Here is a 16,600-nt window from a genome sequence, read left to right as displayed (position 1 = left end):
CGCCGAAAGGTCGGCGGGGCATACGGACCTGTTGTATTTTCTTTAATTACCATTGATTACCATCGTCGACGCTCTTGTCCCTTCCAGGCTCACGACGATGCCTCTGTCCGGACCGCTTCACTTCCAATCCTCCGTCGGCAGCGACTGCCGCGGCGCGGATGGCGACGGGACGCGCGCGGACGGCAGCTACCTGGACCGCGAGTTCGGCGCCTATGTGGTTCCGGTGGTGCTTGGTCATCATCGGATCTCCGGGCGCGACGACGACATGCTGGTGACCACGCTCGGGTCCTGCGTCGCCGCCTGCATCAATGATCCGGTCGCGAGGGTTGGCGGCATGAACCATTTCCTGCTGCCCGGCTCCCCGTCCGGCGGCGAGGGCTTCGGAGTCGCCACCCGCTACGGCAGCGTCGCGATGGAACGGCTGATCAACGACCTGCTGGCGCGCGGCGCCCGCCGCGAGCGCATGGAGGTCAAGCTGTTCGGGGCGGCCCGCGTCATCGAGACCAGCCTGGACGTCGGTGCCGCCAACGCCGCCTTCGCGGTGGATTATGTGCGGCGGGAGGGGCTGGGGCTGGCCGTTCAGGATCTGGGCGGGGACAAGGGGCGGCGCGTCCATTTCTTCCCGGCCACCGGGCGGGCCTTCCGCCGCCTGCTGCGCCCCGAGGCGGAGCGGGAGACGGTGCATCAGGAGATGGACTATCTCCAGGCGCTGCGGCGCACCCCCGTCGAGGGGGAGATGGAGTTGTTCGACCGGCGCTGACGGGTCACTCGCGCAGAATTTCCACGGTCTCCACGGTCATCCACTCCGCCTGGTCATTGTCCTCGCCATCGGTGAAGAGGGCGACGGTCACCGGCTCCTCTCCCGGCTTGCGGGCGGGGAAGTGATAGGCGCAGGCCGATCCGCCCGGCCCGCCGCCGGTGTGTCCCCAGTAGGGTCCGGCCTGCCCGTCGCGCTCGACCATCAGGCCGAGGCCATAACCCGGCTCCACCCACGGGCGTCCGCGCATGGTTCCCGGCACCGGGAAGGAGTCCTGCATCCGCGCCGCCAAGGCGCCGGGCAGCAGGCCGTCCGCGAACAGCGCGTGAAGAAGACCGGCGATGTCCGCCGCCGTCGCCGCCACCACGCCGTGGGCCACCCAGCCGGGATGGTAGAGGGCCGCCACGGCGGCGGACGGACCGTCCTTGCCGCCGAGATAGGGGCTGGGGCCGGTCCACAGGCCGGACAGGTCGCCGCGCTCCGTCGGCACCGACCAGCCGGTCAGGCCCAGCGGGGCGAACAGCTCGCGGTCGAGAGCCTGGGCGAAGGGCAGGTCGGTGACCCGCTCCAGCACCCGCTTCGCCAGCAGGTAGCCAATGTTGGAATAGGAGAACTCCCGCCCCGGCGGGGCGAACAGGTCGGCGGCGCGGCAGCGTTCCAGGAACCCGTCCTCGCTCCACGGCTCCTCGCCCGCCCGCACGGCGGCATGGTAGGCGGGGCTGCCGCCGTAATTGCGCAGGCCGGCGCGGTGGGCGAGCAGTTGGGCCAGGGTGATCCGGTCGGCGGCCGCGAAGTCGGGCAGCCAGCGATCCAGCGGGGCGTCGGGGTCGATCAGACCTTGCCCGCACAGGCGCAGCAGGGCGGCAGCGGTCAGGGTCTTGGTGATGCTGTAGACGAGGAAGCGGGCCGTGACCGGCGGAGCCGCCGAGCCGCCGCGGGCGAAACCGGCGGTCCAGGAGCGCGGACCCGAACGGACCGCCACCACCGCGGCGCGGGCCGAGGCGGGGCCGTCGCCCTCGTCGAGACAGGCGACGAGGCGCTCGGTCAACAGATCGATGTGCCGGGTCGGAAGGGTGGCGTCAGTGTCCACGGAACCATCCCTCAAAAAACGAAGGCCCCCAGGGGTGGGGGCCTTCGCGTCGTCGGGTACCGGTCAGTCGCGTTTCACCGTGTCGGCGTCGAGCGCCGCCTGGGCGGCGGCGAGACGGGCGATCGGCACGCGGTAGGGCGAGCAGGACACGTAATCCAGCCCGACCTTCTCGCAGAAGGAGATGGAGGCCGGGTCGCCGCCATGCTCGCCGCAGATGCCGAGCTTGATGTTGGGACGGACCTTGCGGCCGCGCTCCGTGGCGATGGCGATCAGCTCGCCGACGCCGTCCTGGTCCAGCGTCTGGAACGGGTCGTGCTCCAGGATGCCCTGGCGCTGGTACTCCGGCAGGAAGGCGCCGGCGTCGTCGCGCGACAGGCCGAAGGTGGTCTGGGTCAGGTCGTTCGTGCCGTAGGAGAAGAACTCCGCCGTCTCGGCGATCTCACCGGCCTTCAGCGCGGCGCGCGGCAGCTCGATCATCGTGCCGACCATGTACTCGAACGTGACGCCGGTCGAGTCCATGACCTCCTTGGCGACGCGGTCGACGACCGCCTTGAGGATGTCCAGCTCCTTCTTGGTGCCGATGAGCGGGATCATGACCTCCGGCATCACCGTCTCGCCCGTGGTCTGGGAGACCTCGGCGACCGCGCTGAAGATGGCGCGGGCCTGCATCTCGTAGATCTCGGGGTAGGTGATGCCGAGGCGGCAGCCGCGATGGCCGAGCATCGGGTTGGCCTCGTGGAGCTGCACCACGCGGTGGTTCACCTTGAGCTGGTCGGTGCCGGTGGCCTTGGCGACCTCCGCCATCTCCGCCTCGGTGTTGGGCAGGAACTCGTGCAGCGGCGGGTCGAGCAGGCGGATGGTCACCGGCAGGCCCGACATGATCGTGAACAGCTCGGCGAAGTCCTTCTTCTGGAAGGGCTCCAGCTTGGCGAGCGCGGCGCGGCGGCCGGCCTCGGTCTCCGCCAGGATCATCTCACGCACCGCCAGGATGCGGTCCGGGTCGAAGAACATGTGCTCGGTGCGCGACAGGCCGATGCCCTCCGCGCCGAACTTCCGCGCGGTGCGGGCGTCCAGCGGGGTCTCCGCGTTGGTGCGGATCTTCATGCGGCGCAGCGAGTCGGCCCAGCCCATCAGCGTGGCGAAGTCGCCCGACAGCTCCGGCTGGATCGTCGGGACCTGGCCCAGCATCACCTCGCCGGTCGAGCCGTCGATGGTGACGATGTCGCCTTCCTTGATGGTGACGCCGCGGACCGACATGATCTTGGACTTGTAGTCCACGCGCAGGTCGCCGGCGCCCGACACGCAGGCGCGGCCCATGCCGCGGGCCACCACGGCGGCGTGGCTGGTCATGCCGCCGCGGGTGGTCAGGATGCCGCGGGCGGCGTGCATGCCGTGGATGTCCTCAGGCGAGGTCTCCACGCGGCAGAGAATGACCGCCTCGCCCTGGCCGGCCAGCGTCTCCGCCTCGTCGGCGGTGAAGACGACCTTGCCCGAGGCGGCACCCGGCGACGCCGGCAGGCCCTTGGCGATGACCTTGCGCTCCGCCTTCGGGTCCAGCGTCGGGTGGAGGAGCTGGTCGAGCGAGGCCGGATCGATGCGGCGCACGGCCTCCGCCTTGTCGATCAGCCCTTCCTCGGCGAGGTCGACGGCGATCTTCAGCGCCGCCGGGGCGGTGCGCTTGCCGTTGCGGGTCTGCAGCATGAACAGCTTGTTCTGCTGGACCGTGAACTCGATGTCCTGCATGTCGCGGTAGTGCTTCTCCAGCGTGAGGCGGACCTCGTTCAGCTGGTTGAAGACCTCCGGCATGACCTCTTCCATGGCGGGGAGGTCGGACTTGTTGGCCTCCTTGCCGGCAATGGTCAGGTGCTGCGGCGTGCGGATGCCGGCCACCACGTCCTCGCCCTGGGCGTTGACGAGGTATTCGCCGTAGAAGGCGTTCTCGCCGGTGGACGGGTTGCGGGTGAAGGCCACGCCGGTGGCGCAGTCGTTGCCCATGTTGCCGAACACCATGCACTGCACGTTGACGGCGGTGCCCCAATCGGCGGGGATGTCGTGCAGCTTGCGGTAGGTGATGGCGCGGGCGTTCATCCACGAGCCGAACACGGCGCCGACGGCGCCCCACAGCTGCTCCTGAACGTCCTGCGGGAAGGGCTTGCCGAGCTCGTGCTCGACGGCCTTCTTGTAGTCCTCGATGACGGCCTGCCAGTCGGCGGCGCTCAGGTCGGTGTCGAGGTTGTGGTTCTTGTCGCGCTTGTGGTTGTCCAGGATCTCCTCGAAGTGGTGGTGGTCAACGTCCAGCACCACGTTCGAGTACATCTGGATGAAGCGGCGGTAGCTGTCGTAGGCGAATCGGGCGTCGCCCGAGCGCTTGGCGAGGCCGGCGGCGGTCGCGTCGTTCAGCCCGAGATTCAGCACCGTGTCCATCATGCCCGGCATGGAGGCGCGGGCGCCGGAGCGCACCGAGACCAGCAGCGGGTTGGCCGGATCGCCGAAGGTGGCGCCCATGGCCTGCTCCAGCCCCTTCACCGCGCCGTCCACCTGGGCCTTCAGCTCCGGCGGATAGTTGCGGCCGTTGGCATAGAAATAGGTGCAGACCCCAGTCGTGATGGTGAAACCCGGAGGAACCGGGAGGCCCAGATTGGCCATCTCGGCCAGATTGGCTCCCTTGCCGCCGAGCAGGTTCTTCATGTCCGCCCGGCCTTCGGTGGCATCGGCACCGAAGCAGTAAACCCACTTGTTCTCGCCCTGGCTCGCCATCGTGAAATCCTCGTTCACCTCTATGGTCGTCCGGCCGTCGGCTGTGCGGGGAACCGGTGAAGATCAGCCCGGCGAACGGGTGTCCTTCTGGTATGACCGCGCAACCGCATCCGATGGAGCCCCTTCTAGCCCTCCGCGGAAGGAGAACACAAGACGATCCGTTGCATAGCGTGAGCGCGACGGTGCTGATCCCATTTATGCCACGGCGCGCAAAAGGGGCAGGCCGGACGGAAAGCTACCCCTTATCCCTTGCGCGAAAAGGGAAATCCGCTGCGGCCCTCACGGACCGCGGGCCAGATCGAGCACGGCGTCGGTGGCCGGCGGGGGCGGGCGTTCGCGGTCGGCGCCGCGGCGGCTGCGGAAGGTCCGGAAGGCGATGGCCATCCAGGTGCCGTGGAAGGCCATGCCGCAGAGCAGGACGATCTCCCCCGGCACCGGCCCGATGGTCGCCCGCGCGAACAACTCGTCCAGGCTCGACAGCGGGACCGGGTGGATCATCAGCTTGCCCAGATAGGCCACCACCTGGATCAGGAAGATCCAGCCGTAGTTCCGCCGCAGCCGGCGGCCCACCGCCTCCAGGTAGGTGATGTGCAGGTTGGGGTGCTGGTAGTCCTGGAACAGCGTCTCATTCCAGCCCCGGGCGAATTGGTCGCCCTGGCCGCGCAGGATGGGGCCGAGAAAGTACAGCTCCAGCACATGGGCGCGGATTCGCCAGAAGTCGAAGAAGCGGTAGCGCCGCGCCTCGATGTAGAGGAACACGGCGACCAGAAGCCCCACCAGCACCAGCGGCAGGGGGGAGGCGGTGGCGCTGCTGAAGGTCAGCGACAGGGCGATCCCGGTGGTGACCACCGCCCAGTTGGTGGTGGCGTCCAGCCGCGTGCGCCAGACGGTGCTGCGGTAGATCTCGGCCCTGTAGAGGTGCGACAGGGCCGTGACCTCGGCCGAGGTGTAGTGGGTCTTGGGTGCTTTGGTGGCGATGTCGTCCATGCTCGGCGTCCTCCCCCTGGCTTTTTCTTGCGCAGGGGCCGGGGACGCCGGCGCGTCAGTGGGCGCCGCCGTCGGCCTCCAGCCCCAGCCGGTCGAACAGCCGCCGGTCGGCCTCATGCTCCGGGTTGCCGGTGGTCAGCAGCTTGTCCCCATAGAAGATGGAGTTCGCGCCGGCGTAGAAACAGAGCGCCTGCCCCTCGTCGCTGAGCGAGCGGCGGCCCGCCGACAGGCGGACGTAGGAGCGCGGCATCAGGATGCGGGCGACCGCGATGGTGCGGATGAACTCGAAGGCGTCCAACGCGTCGACGCCGCCCAGCGGGGTGCCGGCGACCGACACCAGTTTGTTGATCGGCACGCTTTCCGGCTGCGGCGACAGGTTCGCCAGGGTCTCCAGCAGGCCGGCGCGGTCCACCCGGCTCTCTCCCAGCCCGACGATGCCGCCGGAGCAGACCTTCAGCCCGGCGTCGCGGACGTTGGCCAGCGTGTCCAGCCGGTCGCGGTAGCTGTGGGTGGAGACGATCTGCTCGTAGAACTCCTCCGACGTGTCGAGGTTGTGGTTGTAGTAGTCGAGGCCGGCGTCCTTCAGCGCGTCGGCCTGCGGGCGGGTCAGCATGCCCAGCGTCATGCAGGCCTCCAGCCCGAGGTCCTTCACGTCGCGGACGATGTTCGCCAGCTTCTCGACGTCGCGGTCCTTCAGCTCGCGCCACGCGGCGCCCATGCAGAAGCGGCCGGCGCCCGCCTGCTTGGCCTTCTCCGCGGCGGCGCGCACCTGGGCGCGGTCGAGCAGCTTCTCCGCCCCGACGCCGGTGTCGTACTTCACGCTCTGCGCGCAGTACTTGCAGTCCTCCTGACAGCCGCCGGTCTTGATGTTCAGCAGGGTGGAGAGCTGGACCTTGTTCGGGTCGTGGTGCTGGCGGTGCGTCTCGTGGGCGCGGTGCAGCAGCTCCATGAAGGGCAGCTCGAACAGGGCCAGGATGTCCGCGCGGGTCCAGCGCCGGGCGATGGTGGTGGTGGCGGAGTCCGCGGTCTGCATGGCGGTGTCGGGCATGGTTGGTCCTCGGGGGAAAAGCGAATCAGAGAAGGGTATCGGCGGCGTCGCGGATCGCGGCGTAGGCGCGGTCCAACTGCCCGTCCGTCACGCAGTAGGGCGGCAGCAGGTATATCACGGGGCCGAGCGGCCGCAGCAGCAATCCCCGCTCCAGGAAGAAGCGCTTCAGCGTCTGCCCGACCGCGGCGGTGTAGCCCTGCGCGTCGGTCACCTCGATGGCGGCGATGGTGCCCATGACGCGCCCGCGCGACAGCTTCGGGTGGCCGGACAGGTCGGCGATGGCGGCGCGGTGCCGCGTCTCGATGCGCGCGAGGTTGGCGGTGGTCTCCGCCGAGGTGGTCAGCTCCAGCGAGGCCAGGGCGGCGGCGCAGCCCAGCGGGTTGGCGGTGAAGCTGTGGCCGTGGGCGAAGGCGCGGTCGAAGCCGGCGCCGAGGAACGCCTCGTAGATCGAAGCGCCGCAGGCGGTGACCGACAGCGGCAGGAAGCCGCCGGTCAGGCCCTTGGACAGGCAGATCAGGTCCGGCGCGACCCCGGCCTTCTGGCTGGCGAACAGGGCGCCGGTGCGGCCAAAGCCGGTCATCACCTCGTCGAAGATCACCAGGCCGCCCGCCGCCCGCACCCGCGCCGCCATGGCCCGCAGGAACTCCGGGCGGCAGAAGCGCATGCCAGACGCGCCCTGGACCAGCGGCTCGATGATGACGGCGACCAACTCCGCCCCGTTGGTGGCCAGCCAGCGGTCGAGCCAGTCCAGTGCCGCGGCCTCCTTGGCCTCGACCTCCGGGTCGCCGTCCCAGGTGGCCGGGTAGGGCATGCGGTCGACGGCGAACAGCAACTCCTGGAACGGCGCGTAGAAGCCGGAGCCGACCCCCGCCGCCATGGCGCCGAAGGTGTCGCCGTGGTAGCTGCCCTCGAAGGCGAGGAAGCGGCGGCGCTGGCCCTCGCCCTTGTTGCGCCAGTACTGCCAGGCGAGCTTCAGCGCCACCTCCACCGCGGTCGAGCCGTTGTCGGAGTAGAAGACGCGGCCGAGGCCGCCCGGCAGCACCTCGGCCAGCCGGGCGGCGAGGCGGGCGGCCGGGCTGTGGGTGAAGTCGGCGAAGATCACCTGCTCCAGCCGGTGCGCCTGCTCCGCGATGGCTCCGGCGACGGCCGGGTGGGCGTGGCCGTGCAGGTTCACCCACCAGGAGGAGATGAGGTCGAGGATTTCCCGCCCGTCCTCGGTGAACAGGCTGGCTCCCTTGCCGTGGGTGACGGCCAGCGGCTCCGGTGCGGTCTGCGCCTGGGTGAAGGGGTGCCAGACGTGGCGCTGGTCGAGAGAAACGGTGTCGGTCATGGAAACACGCTGTCGAAGGAAGGGATGAGCGCCGCCGCGTCCGCGACGGTTTCGGCGTCGATTCGGTCGAGCGTTGGGATTTCGGCCAGGACGCGGACCTTGCCGAACCGTTCGATGGCGGCGCGGTTGCCGGGGTTGGGCGGGCCGTTCAGCACCACCCCGGCCACCGCCAGCCCGCGCGCCCGCAGCGCCTCCAGGCTGAGCAGCGTGTGGTTGATGGTGCCGAGCGTGCTGCGCGCCACCAGCACCACCGGCAGGCCGAAGCGGGCGATCAGGTCGATGATGAAGACGTCCTCCGTCACCGGCACCATCAGCCCGCCGGCCCCCTCCACCACCAGCGGGCGGCCGGTGTCGGGCAGAGTCAGGGCGCCGGCGTCGATGGCGACGCCCTCCAGCTCTGCCGCGGCGTGGGGGGACAGCGGCTCGGCCAGCGCATAGGCCGGCGGATGCACGCGCTCCGCGGGCAGGGCGGCAAGGGAGGTGACGGTGGGTGTGTCGCCGCCCTCGTCCTTCAGGCCGGTTTGCAGCGGCTTCCAATAGACGGCGGACCACGCCCGCGCGAGGCACGCGGAGACCAGCGTCTTGCCGACGCCGGTGTCGGTGCCGGTGACGAACACCCCGCGGGGCTGGGCGCCGTCCTTGCGGAACAGGCCGTAGGCGATGTGATGGGTCATGGTCAGTCCTTCCGGCCGTTCCAGCTGGCGCAGCACGCGGCGCAGGGCGCCCGGCGGCAGCGGGCGGCGGCCCTCCGCCGGCAGATGGGCGCCGATGCCCTTCAGTTCGGCCAGGAACTCCAGACCGTCGGCGTGACGGCGCAGCAGCCGCTCCTCCTCCACCGATCCCTCGCCCCCGGCGGGCCACAGCCGGTCGAGGGTGTGGCGGGTGGGGTAGGTGGGAACGCCGGCCTCAAGCCCCAGCGCATGGTGGGCCTCCCGCCATTCGAGGAAGCTGTCGGCGGCGAGCGTGGCGACGGCGATGCGCCCGCCCGGCGCCAGCAACTCCGCCCAGCGCGCCAGGGCGGCGGCGGGGTTGCGGAACCATTGCAGGGCGAGGCTGGAGACGATGAGGTTGAAGGGGCCGTCGAGGTCCGGCTGTTCTCCATCCACGATCCGGAATTCGGAATTGGCTGGGTCACCCAGCGTGGCGCGGCAGCGCGCCAGCATGCCCGGCGACAGGTCGGTGAACAGCCAGTCCGCCGGCCCGATCCGCTCGCGCAGGGCGCGGCTGAGGAAGCCGGTGCCGCAGCCGATCTCCAGCACGCGGGGGCGGGGCGGCAACGGCAGACGGGCGACGCGTTCCGCCAGACGTTCCGCCGCGACGCGCTGCACGGCGGCGTGTTCCTCGTAGCGGGGGGCGGCCTTGCCGAAGGCGGCGGCGATGGCGGCCTTGCGCGGGTCGGCGGTCATGCCGTCAGTCCGGCGGCGAAGGCGGCGATCCGCTCCGCGCACCAGCCCGGCGCGGTCAGCGGCAGCAGATGCCCGCCCTCCGGGTGCCACTCGACCGAAATCTGACCGTATCCACCATCCCCTCTCCCCCCTGGGGAGAGGGTTAGGGTGAGGGGGTTGCGCAATGCCTGATCGTCCGGTTCCCCGAGAACCCCCTCACCCGGCGCCTTCGGCACCACCCTCTCCCCGGAGGGGCGAGGGACAGAGTGGTCGTGAAACGCCTGTTCAGTCATGGCCGGCGGGACGATGGGGTCCTGCGCCCCCGCCAGGGCCAGCACTGGGCCGGTGAGCGCGTCGCGGGCGTCCCAGTCGCGCAGCGCCCGCAGCGCGTCGCCCAGCCGGGCCGCGTCCAGCCCCTCGGGCAATGGAGTCTCGACACCGCAGCGGCGCAGGAAGTCCGCGGTCACCGCCTCCGGTGCCGTGTCGAAGCGCGCGATCATGCGGTCCAGCAGCCGGCGCGGCGTGGCGGGGGCGAAGCCGTCGCCCTCGGTGAAGCGGGGGAAGCCGTTGACCAGCACCAGCCCGTCCCAGGCGAAGGGCCGCTCGTGCAGCAGCCACAGCCCCCCGAAGGAATGACCAACCGCGACGACGGGGCGTCCGGTGGGGAGCGCAGGAATCAATGGCGGGCCGCAGAAGCCCAGATCCACCGCCACGCTCTCCACCTCGGAAAGGGCGTTCCGCAAACCATCCCAGACGGCGGGGCCGAACCCCCAGCCATGGACGAAAACGAACAGCGGCTGGGTCATCGCCGGCCGAGTCATCGCCGGCTCCAGGCGTCGGCCACCGCGCTCACCAACGTCTCCAGGTCGGCGTCCGTGTGGGCGGCGGACAGGGCGAAGCGCAGGCGGCTGGTGCCCGGCGGAACGGTCGGCGGGCGGATGGCGATGCCCAGGATGCCGCGCTCCTCCAGCCGCCGGCCGAGGGCCAGCGCGTCCTCCTCCGCTCCGGTGATGGCCGGGACGATCTGCGTGCTCGACCCCGCCGTGGCGACGCCCAGCCCGTGCAAGGCGGTCCGCAGCCGTTCGGCCATGGCCTGGAGCCGCGCACGCTCCGCGTCCAGCTTCGGCACGAGGTCGAGCGCCGCGTCCATCGCCCCCAGCACGGCGGGCGGCAGGGCGGTGGCGTAGATCAGCCCGCCGCAGCGGTTCACCAGATAGTCGCAGAGTTCCCTCGACCCCGCCACGTAGGCACCGAAGCCGCCCAGCGCCTTGCTGAAGGTGCCCATGGCGAGGTCCACGCGCCCGCCGCCCAGCGCCGCCAGCCCCATCCCGCGCGGGCCGAGCACGCCGGTCGCGTGCGCCTCGTCAAGGAACAGGAAAGCGCCGTGCCGCTCCGCCAGCGCGGCCAGCGCCGGCACGTCGGCGCGGTCGCCGTCCATGCTGAAGACGCTCTCCGTCACGATGAAGCGCATGCCCGGCTCGCCCGTGCGTTGGGACAGAAGCGTTTCCAGATGGTCGAGGTCGTTGTGGCGGAAGCGGATCTGCCGCACCCCGGCGGCGGCGCAGCCATGGTGCAGGCTGGCGTGGTTCAGCCGGTCGGTGAAGACCTGGGCCTCCACGCCCAGAAGCTCGCGGTCGAACAGGGCGGGCAGGACGGCGGCGTTGGCCTGCCAGCCGGAATTGAACAGAAGCGCCGCCTCCGTGCCCTTGAGCCGGGCGAGCTTCGCCTCGACCTCCGCGTGAAGCTCCAGCGTGCCGCAGACGAGACGCGACGCCGTGGCCCCCGCCCCCCAGCGCCGCGTCCAGTCGCCGGCGCGCTCCACCAGCAGCGGATGGGAGGCGAGGCCGAGATAGTCGTTGCTGGAGAAGTTCAGCAGCGTCCGCCCGCCGCGCCGGATGCGCCCCGCCCCCTCCGGGCGCACGGGCAGCAGGGTGCGGCGCGTGTGGCGCCGGTCGAGGCGGTCGAGATGCTGGCGGAACAGCGGGTCGAGCAGGGACATGATGCGGGCGTGATAGCAGAGCGCGCCGCTGGGGCGAAAGGTCCGATTAACAACCGGTGCCCCCACGCTTCGGCGGCGGTAGACTGGCATGGCCATGCCGCCCGATCCGCAATTCCACGACCGCCCCGACACCCTGCCGCCCGAGCCCGGAGCCTATGTGCTGCTGATCGCGCTGGACCGGGACCTGCCGCTTCGCCTGCCCGGCAAGCCGGAGCGCGTGCTGGCGCCGGGCCGTTACCTCTACTGCGGCAGCGCGCGGGGGCCGGGTGGCCTGCGCGCGCGGGTGGGGCGCCATTTCCGCCAGGGCAAGCCGGAGCGCTGGCACATCGACCGGCTGACCGCGGCGGGGCGGATGCTCGGCGCCTGGATCGTTCCCGACGGCGACGAATGCGCCCTGGTCGTAGCGCTGTCCGGCCTGCCGGTGCCGGTTCCCGGCTTTGGGAGCAGCGATTGCCGCCGCTGCGCCAGCCATCTGCTGCATTGGCCGGACGGGGCGCCGATTCCGCTGCGCAATGCGCCGTTTTGAGGCTCCGGACGGGCTTCGGAACGGGAATTGAGGCGAATTGCTTGGTTCGACCGCCTTCCGGAGGTTATAGTCCCCCGTCATCGGGAGGCGGGCATGAAGACATTGACCCATAACCGCCGGGATGTCCTCCGGGCGTTCGGGGCCGCGGCCATGCTTCTGACGGCGCCCCAGGCGTTGGGGCAATCGGCACCCTCGGCACCGTCCACCCTTGGATCGCCCGCCCTTGGATCGTCCGACTTGGGCGTCGGCGTCCTCTACTGCGGGGACCGCGCGGATTTCGGCTTCAACCAAGCCCATGCGGAGGCCGCCCGCGCCCTGACCGGTTTGCCCGGCTTGCGGCTGGAGGAGCGGGAGCACGCCGCCGGCACGCTGGCCGCCACGGCCGAGGAACTGGTCGGCCCCGAGGGCTGCCGGATCGTCATCGTCACCGCTGCGGGTGACGCCCTGCCGGGGCTGCTGGCCCAGGCCGACGCCCACCGCGACACGGTGTTCCTGTTTGCCGGCGCGCCGCTGGATCGCGAGCGGCTGCCGATCAACACCGGCTTCTTCGAAGGCTATCTGGAGGAAGCGCAGCACATCTCCGGCCTCGTCGCGGGCTACGCCAGCCGGGCCAAGACGATCGGTCTCGTCGCTTCCCACCCCGCACCGGACGTGCTGCGCTGCGTGAACGCCTTCGCGCTGGGCGCCCGGCGCGCCGATTCCGCCACCGCGCTGCGCGTCGCCTTCGTCGGCGAGGCGGCGACGCCGCAGCAGGTCGCGGAGGCCGCCCGCGCCCTGGCCGAGGGCGGCGCCGACGTGCTGGCCGCCCAGCTCGACGGGGCCCGCCCGGTCTGCGAGGTGGCGGAGGCCCACGGCATCCTGTGCTGCGGCCTGCACACCGACCTGTCGGCCTTCGCCCCGCAGGGCTTCCTGACCGGGGCCGAATGGGCCTGGGAAAGGGCCTATGCCGAGACCGTCGCGCTGATCGCCGCGGGGAAGCCGTGGAAGCATCTGCGCCAGGGCGGCTTCGACCAGGGCTTCGTGCGCAACACCGCCTACGGTCCGGCGGTGGGGGTGGAGGCGCGGGCGCACGCCGACGCGGCGCGGATGCAGCTCGCCAACGGCAACGCCACCGTCTTCCGCGGGCCGATCCAGGACAACACCGGGCGGACGGTGGTTGCCAAGGGCAAGGCCCTGCGCGGCGGCGACGCGGAGCTTGGCCGCATGGTCTGGCTGGCCGACGGAGTCACCGAGGTCGGGCGCTGACCCTTACGCCCCGCTTCGTTCCGTCCAGCCGCAGGCGGCCAGAGCGTCCTGCATGTGCGGCGGGGGCGGCGCCAGGGCGGTGACCGGCTCGCGGTCGAAGGCCATGGTGAAGGTGACCGACCGCGCCAGCAGATGCAGGTTTCCCGGCGGCACGCGCACCGGACCGTAATAGGGCTCTCCCACCAGCGGGCAGCCGATGGCCGCGCTGTGGACGCGGAGCTGATGCGTGCGCCCGGTCCGTGGCCTCAGCTCCAGCCATGCCCGCCCGTTGCCGGTTCCCAGCACCTTGTACTGGGTGACGGCGGGCTGGCCGGTGGGGTGCGTCACGATGTTCCAGGCGCCGGGGATCAGCAGCTTCAGCAGCGGGAAGTCGATGACCCCCTCCGCCGTCTCCGGGATGCCCTCGCTGATTGCCCAGTAGGTCTTCTCGACATGGCCGGCGGCGAACATGTCGCCCAGCCGCTTCAGCGCCCAGAGTGACCGGCCGAGCACAAGGCAGCCCGCCGTGTCGCGGTCCAGCCGGTGGGCCAGCCGCGGCGGCGTGCCGTCCCCCTCCGCCAGGAAGGGCAGATAGAGGTCGAGATGGTCGGTGATCCGCCCGGCCTTGTGCACGGCCAGCCCGGCGGGCTTGTCGATGATGAAGACGTCCTCATCCTCGTGCAGGATTCGGGCGCGCAGCGTGGCGGGGGTGAAGGTGGTTCCGGCGTCGCTCATGGGCGCCACCCAAGCACGGCGCGGGGGGAGGGGCAAGCCCGCCGGATGTTCCGCGTCGCGGAACCCTATCGGCGCACAGCCTGTTGCCCAACGGGCGGCGTTGTGGACGAGTCTTGGATGGACGAGTCTGGACCCATGCCGCCGCGCCGCCCATCTTTACGGAATGACGAAGCACCGTGGCGAAGGGATGCGGGCGATGGCTGAACGCGACAATCTGCCGGCGCAGCAGCGGTCCACCCAGACCGAGGTGGACGATTTCCTGAGCCGTGTGGCGGCCCTTCCACGGGCAACGGGGGGGCCGCGCGGGCGCCTGATGTTCGCCATGGACGCCACGGCCAGCCGCGAGCCGACCTGGGACCGCGCCTGCCAGATCCAAGGGGAGATGTTCCAGGCGACCTCCGCGCTGGGCGGGCTGGACATCCAGCTCGTCTACTACCGGGGATTCCGTGAATGCCAGGCCAGCCCCTGGGTCGGCAACGCGCAGGACCTGCTGCGGCGGATGACCGCGGTGTCCTGCATGGCCGGCCAGACCCAGATCGCGCGGGTGCTGGGGCACTGCATCAAGCAGACGCGGGACCGCAAGGTCAACGCGCTGGTCTTCGTCGGCGACTGCATGGAGGAGGACGTCGATCAGCTCGCCCATCAGGCGGGCCAGTTGGGGCTGCTGGGCGTTCCCGTCTTCATCTTCCACGAGCGGGGGGACCTGATCGCCAAACGCGCCTTCCAGACCATCGCGCGGCTGAGCGGCGGCGCCTATTGCCCGTTCGACGGCTCGTCCGCCCAGCAATTGCGGGACCTGCTGAGCGCGGTCGCCGTCTATGCGGCGGGCGGCCGGGCCGCGCTGGAGCATTACAGCCGCGGGAGGGGAGACGCGGTGCGGCTTCTCACCAGCCAGCTTGGGAGCGGACAGGGGGGACGCGGAGACCAAACCCATGCATCATAGGGCAGGATTCGGCTAGAGATGGGGCAGAGCGGGATGTTTGGGTTTTTTCTCCTGGGCATCGCTCTGGTGGCCGGCCTTGCCATGCTGGCCCGCGTCTTCGTGTCCGCGGACCCGCGTGCGCTCGCCACGGCGGTGCGCTATGGCGGCGTCGCGCTGGCGGCCGTGACGGTCGTCATTCTGACTCTGACGGGGCGGCTGGGCACCGCCATGATGCTGGGCGCCTTGGCCTTTCCGTTGCTGACACGCTGGCGGACGCTGCGCGACGCCTTCCGCCCCTCGTCCTACGGAGCCTCCGCGGGCAGCGGACAGACCTCGCAAATCGAGACGCTCTATCTGCGGATGACGCTGCAGCACGACACCGGGGTGATGGCGGGGGAGGTGCTGCACGGGCCGTGGCGCGGGCGAACGCTGGAGTCGCTGACCCTGGGGCAATTGCTGGCGCTGCTGGAGGATTGCCGGCGCGACGATGCGCAATCGGCCTCCGTGCTGGAAGCGTGGTTGGAGCGTGCCCATCCCGGTTGGCAGACCGCTGAAGAACAACCCGCTGGCGGTGCGAACAATCCCGGCTCCAAGGACAGTGGCGGCGGTCGTGGGGGCGGTTCTATGACCCGCGACGAGGCCTATGATATTTTGGGGTTGTCGCCCGGAGCCACACCCGAACAGGTAAAGGACGCACACCGACGGCTGATGATGAAAGTGCATCCAGATCATGGGGGGTCCACCTATTTGGCGGCCAAGATCAACCAAGCGAAGGATTTGCTGCTTCGCAACTAACCTTTTGCCGGGTTACGGAAGGGGTGTTGCGCCACCGAATTCTCTGTGGCAGAAAGCTGGACGAGCGTTTTGCAAACCTGCGAATCGTCTCCGTATTCGAAGTATTTCCTCAAGCAACCACAAGAGAACCCCAATGCGAAAGCCTGTGCGCAAGGTGGTGTTCCCCGTCGCCGGTCTCGGTACGCGCTTTCTGCCGGCCACCAAGGCGATTCCGAAGGAAATGCTGCCTTTGGTCGACCGGCCTCTGCTTCAGCATGCCGTGGAGGAGGCGCGGGCCGCCGGCATCGAGGATTTCGTGTTCGTCACCGGCCGCAGCAAGCGCGCCATCGAAGACCATTTCGACACCGACACGGAACTGAACCGCACCCTTGAGGAGCGCGGCAAGCAGGACGCCCTCGAGGTGGTGCGCGACAGCGAGATCGCGCCGGGCCGCTGCTTCTACACGCGTCAGCAGGTCCCGCTGGGCCTCGGTCACGCGGTGTGGTGCGCGCGGGCGGTGATCGGCAACGACCCCTTCGCCATCGTCCTGCCCGACGACTTCGTCCAGGGCGACACCCCCTGCCTGAAGCAGATGGTGGAGGCCTACAACGAGGTGGGCGGCAACATCGTCGCCGTGGTGGACGTCCCGCGCGAGCGGACCAGCAGCTACGGCATCCTGGACGTGGAGAAGGACGACGGCCGTCTGGCCACCGTGCGCGGCCTCGTCGAGAAGCCGAAGCCGGAAGAGGCGCCCTCCACCCTGTCGATCATCGGCCGCTACATCCTGCAGCCGGAGGTGTTCGACCATCTGGAGAAGCAGCAGCGTGGCGCCGGCAACGAGATCCAGCTCACCGACGCGATGGCCAAGCTGATCGGCACGCAGCCGTTCCACGGCCTGCGCTTCGAAGGCACACGCTACGACTGCGGCGACAAGGTCGGCTTCATCGAAGCCACGCTGGCCCACGCGCTGCGCCGTCCGGACATGGCGGACAAGGTCCGCGACATGCTGCGCAAGTACTGCTGAGGCGGACGGCCCGCGGGGAAGGGCGCCGCCCTTTTCCCGCGG

Annotated in this window: 15 protein-coding genes; 6 read left to right on the top strand and 9 right to left on the bottom strand. The window is 70.4% G+C overall.

The genetic code is table 11. The features are described 5' to 3' along the window. The first annotated feature begins 97 nt into the window (after positions 1-97). Positions 98-760 (top strand): chemotaxis protein, encoded by a 663-nt coding sequence (locus tag Sp245p_RS34335; protein ID WP_014199926.1) that lies wholly within the window; start codon positions 98-100, stop codon positions 758-760. Between the two features lie 4 nt (positions 761-764). Here the strand turns inward: Sp245p_RS34335 and Sp245p_RS34330 are convergent, their stop codons facing one another. From Sp245p_RS34330 to bioF, 8 genes are all read right to left on the bottom strand, one after another. After that, on the bottom strand, positions 765-1,847 hold the full coding sequence (locus tag Sp245p_RS34330; protein WP_014199925.1) for a serine hydrolase domain-containing protein: 1,083 nt from the start codon (positions 1,845-1,847) through the stop codon (positions 765-767). 63 nt (positions 1,848-1,910) lie between these two features. After that, the gene (gene ppdK, locus Sp245p_RS34325; protein WP_014199924.1) at positions 1,911-4,604 is read right to left on the bottom strand and encodes a pyruvate, phosphate dikinase; all 2,694 of its coding nucleotides are present in this window, start codon (positions 4,602-4,604) and stop codon (positions 1,911-1,913) included. Between the two features lie 279 nt (positions 4,605-4,883). After that, a complete protein-coding gene (locus tag Sp245p_RS34320) occupies positions 4,884-5,591 on the bottom strand; it encodes a DUF2270 domain-containing protein (RefSeq protein ID WP_014199923.1) in 708 nt (235 codons plus the stop codon). A 55-nt stretch (positions 5,592-5,646) separates the two neighbouring features. After that, a complete protein-coding gene (gene bioB, locus Sp245p_RS34315; protein WP_014199922.1) occupies positions 5,647-6,639 on the bottom strand; it encodes a biotin synthase BioB in 993 nt (330 codons plus the stop codon). A 25-nt stretch (positions 6,640-6,664) separates the two neighbouring features. Then, complete coding sequence (gene bioA / locus Sp245p_RS34310; protein WP_014199921.1) at positions 6,665-7,969, bottom strand: adenosylmethionine--8-amino-7-oxononanoate transaminase; 1,305 nt, start codon at positions 7,967-7,969, stop codon at positions 6,665-6,667. Next, positions 7,966-9,375, bottom strand: coding sequence for a dethiobiotin synthase (gene bioD, locus Sp245p_RS34305; RefSeq protein WP_109139320.1), 1,410 nt, complete (start codon positions 9,373-9,375; stop codon positions 7,966-7,968). The genes bioA and bioD overlap by 4 nt, the downstream gene beginning before the upstream one ends. Next, entirely contained in the window at positions 9,372-10,175 is an 804-nt protein-coding gene (locus Sp245p_RS34300; protein WP_014199918.1) for an alpha/beta fold hydrolase, read from the bottom strand. Before Sp245p_RS34300 ends, bioD begins: the two co-directional genes overlap by 4 nt. Continuing rightward, positions 10,172-11,353: an 8-amino-7-oxononanoate synthase gene (gene bioF / locus Sp245p_RS34295; protein ID WP_014199917.1), complete on the bottom strand. Its 1,182-nt coding sequence runs from the start codon at positions 11,351-11,353 to the stop codon at positions 10,172-10,174. The genes Sp245p_RS34300 and bioF overlap by 4 nt, the downstream gene beginning before the upstream one ends. Positions 11,354-11,441: 88 nt before the next feature. Here bioF and Sp245p_RS34290 point away from each other — a divergent pair, with 88 nt between their 5' ends. Both Sp245p_RS34290 and Sp245p_RS34285 read left to right on the top strand, forming a co-directional pair. After that, positions 11,442-11,879, top strand: coding sequence for a GIY-YIG nuclease family protein (locus Sp245p_RS34290; protein ID WP_014199916.1), 438 nt, complete (start codon positions 11,442-11,444; stop codon positions 11,877-11,879). Positions 11,880-12,116: 237 nt separating this feature from the next. Beyond that, entirely contained in the window at positions 12,117-13,124 is a 1,008-nt protein-coding gene (locus Sp245p_RS34285; protein ID WP_052584563.1) for a BMP family ABC transporter substrate-binding protein, read from the top strand. Between the two features lie 3 nt (positions 13,125-13,127). Here Sp245p_RS34285 and Sp245p_RS34280 read toward each other — a convergent pair whose 3' ends face one another. Next, on the bottom strand, positions 13,128-13,838 hold the full coding sequence (locus Sp245p_RS34280; protein ID WP_014199914.1) for an RluA family pseudouridine synthase: 711 nt from the start codon (positions 13,836-13,838) through the stop codon (positions 13,128-13,130). 196 nt (positions 13,839-14,034) lie between these two features. Here Sp245p_RS34280 and Sp245p_RS34275 point away from each other — a divergent pair, with 196 nt between their 5' ends. The 3 genes from Sp245p_RS34275 to galU all read left to right on the top strand — a co-directional run bounded on the left by Sp245p_RS34275 (position 14,035) and on the right by galU (position 16,558). Beyond that, the gene (locus tag Sp245p_RS34275) at positions 14,035-14,781 is read left to right on the top strand and encodes a hypothetical protein (RefSeq protein WP_014199913.1); all 747 of its coding nucleotides are present in this window, start codon (positions 14,035-14,037) and stop codon (positions 14,779-14,781) included. An 18-nt stretch (positions 14,782-14,799) separates the two neighbouring features. Further along, positions 14,800-15,555 (top strand): DnaJ domain-containing protein, encoded by a 756-nt coding sequence (locus Sp245p_RS34270; protein WP_082188312.1) that lies wholly within the window; start codon positions 14,800-14,802, stop codon positions 15,553-15,555. Between the two features lie 133 nt (positions 15,556-15,688). Next, complete coding sequence (gene galU / locus Sp245p_RS34265) at positions 15,689-16,558, top strand: UTP--glucose-1-phosphate uridylyltransferase GalU (protein WP_014199911.1); 870 nt, start codon at positions 15,689-15,691, stop codon at positions 16,556-16,558. Positions 16,559-16,600 lie beyond the last annotated feature (42 nt).

It is taken from the genome of Azospirillum baldaniorum (genome assembly GCF_003119195.2).
In the GTDB taxonomy this organism is placed as follows: Bacteria; Pseudomonadota; Alphaproteobacteria; order Azospirillales; family Azospirillaceae; genus Azospirillum; species Azospirillum baldaniorum.
The sequence above is the reverse complement of the archived record's forward strand: the minus strand, read 5'-3'. Positions and strand labels throughout refer to the sequence as shown.

Bases quoted from the DNA above. Each gene is read 5' to 3' on its own strand.
- Sp245p_RS34335 (WP_014199926.1), top strand. From the start codon at position 98: ATGCCTCTGTCCGGACCGCTTCACTTCCAATCCTCCGTCGGCAGCGAC.
- ppdK (WP_014199924.1), bottom strand. From the start codon at position 4,604: ATGGCGAGCCAGGGCGAGAACAAGTGGGTTTACTGCTTCGGTGCCGAT.
- Sp245p_RS34320 (WP_014199923.1), bottom strand. From the start codon at position 5,591: ATGGACGACATCGCCACCAAAGCACCCAAGACCCACTACACCTCGGCC.
- bioB (WP_014199922.1), bottom strand. From the start codon at position 6,639: ATGCCCGACACCGCCATGCAGACCGCGGACTCCGCCACCACCACCATC.
- bioA (WP_014199921.1), bottom strand. From the start codon at position 7,969: ATGACCGACACCGTTTCTCTCGACCAGCGCCACGTCTGGCACCCCTTC.
- bioD (WP_109139320.1), bottom strand. From the start codon at position 9,375: ATGACCGCCGACCCGCGCAAGGCCGCCATCGCCGCCGCCTTCGGCAAG.
- Sp245p_RS34300 (WP_014199918.1), bottom strand. From the start codon at position 10,175: ATGACTCGGCCGGCGATGACCCAGCCGCTGTTCGTTTTCGTCCATGGC.
- bioF (WP_014199917.1), bottom strand. From the start codon at position 11,353: ATGTCCCTGCTCGACCCGCTGTTCCGCCAGCATCTCGACCGCCTCGAC.
- Sp245p_RS34290 (WP_014199916.1), top strand. From the start codon at position 11,442: ATGGCCATGCCGCCCGATCCGCAATTCCACGACCGCCCCGACACCCTG.
- Sp245p_RS34280 (WP_014199914.1), bottom strand. From the start codon at position 13,838: ATGAGCGACGCCGGAACCACCTTCACCCCCGCCACGCTGCGCGCCCGA.
- Sp245p_RS34275 (WP_014199913.1), top strand. From the start codon at position 14,035: ATGGCTGAACGCGACAATCTGCCGGCGCAGCAGCGGTCCACCCAGACC.
- Sp245p_RS34270 (WP_082188312.1), top strand. From the start codon at position 14,800: ATGGGGCAGAGCGGGATGTTTGGGTTTTTTCTCCTGGGCATCGCTCTG.
- galU (WP_014199911.1), top strand. From the start codon at position 15,689: ATGCGAAAGCCTGTGCGCAAGGTGGTGTTCCCCGTCGCCGGTCTCGGT.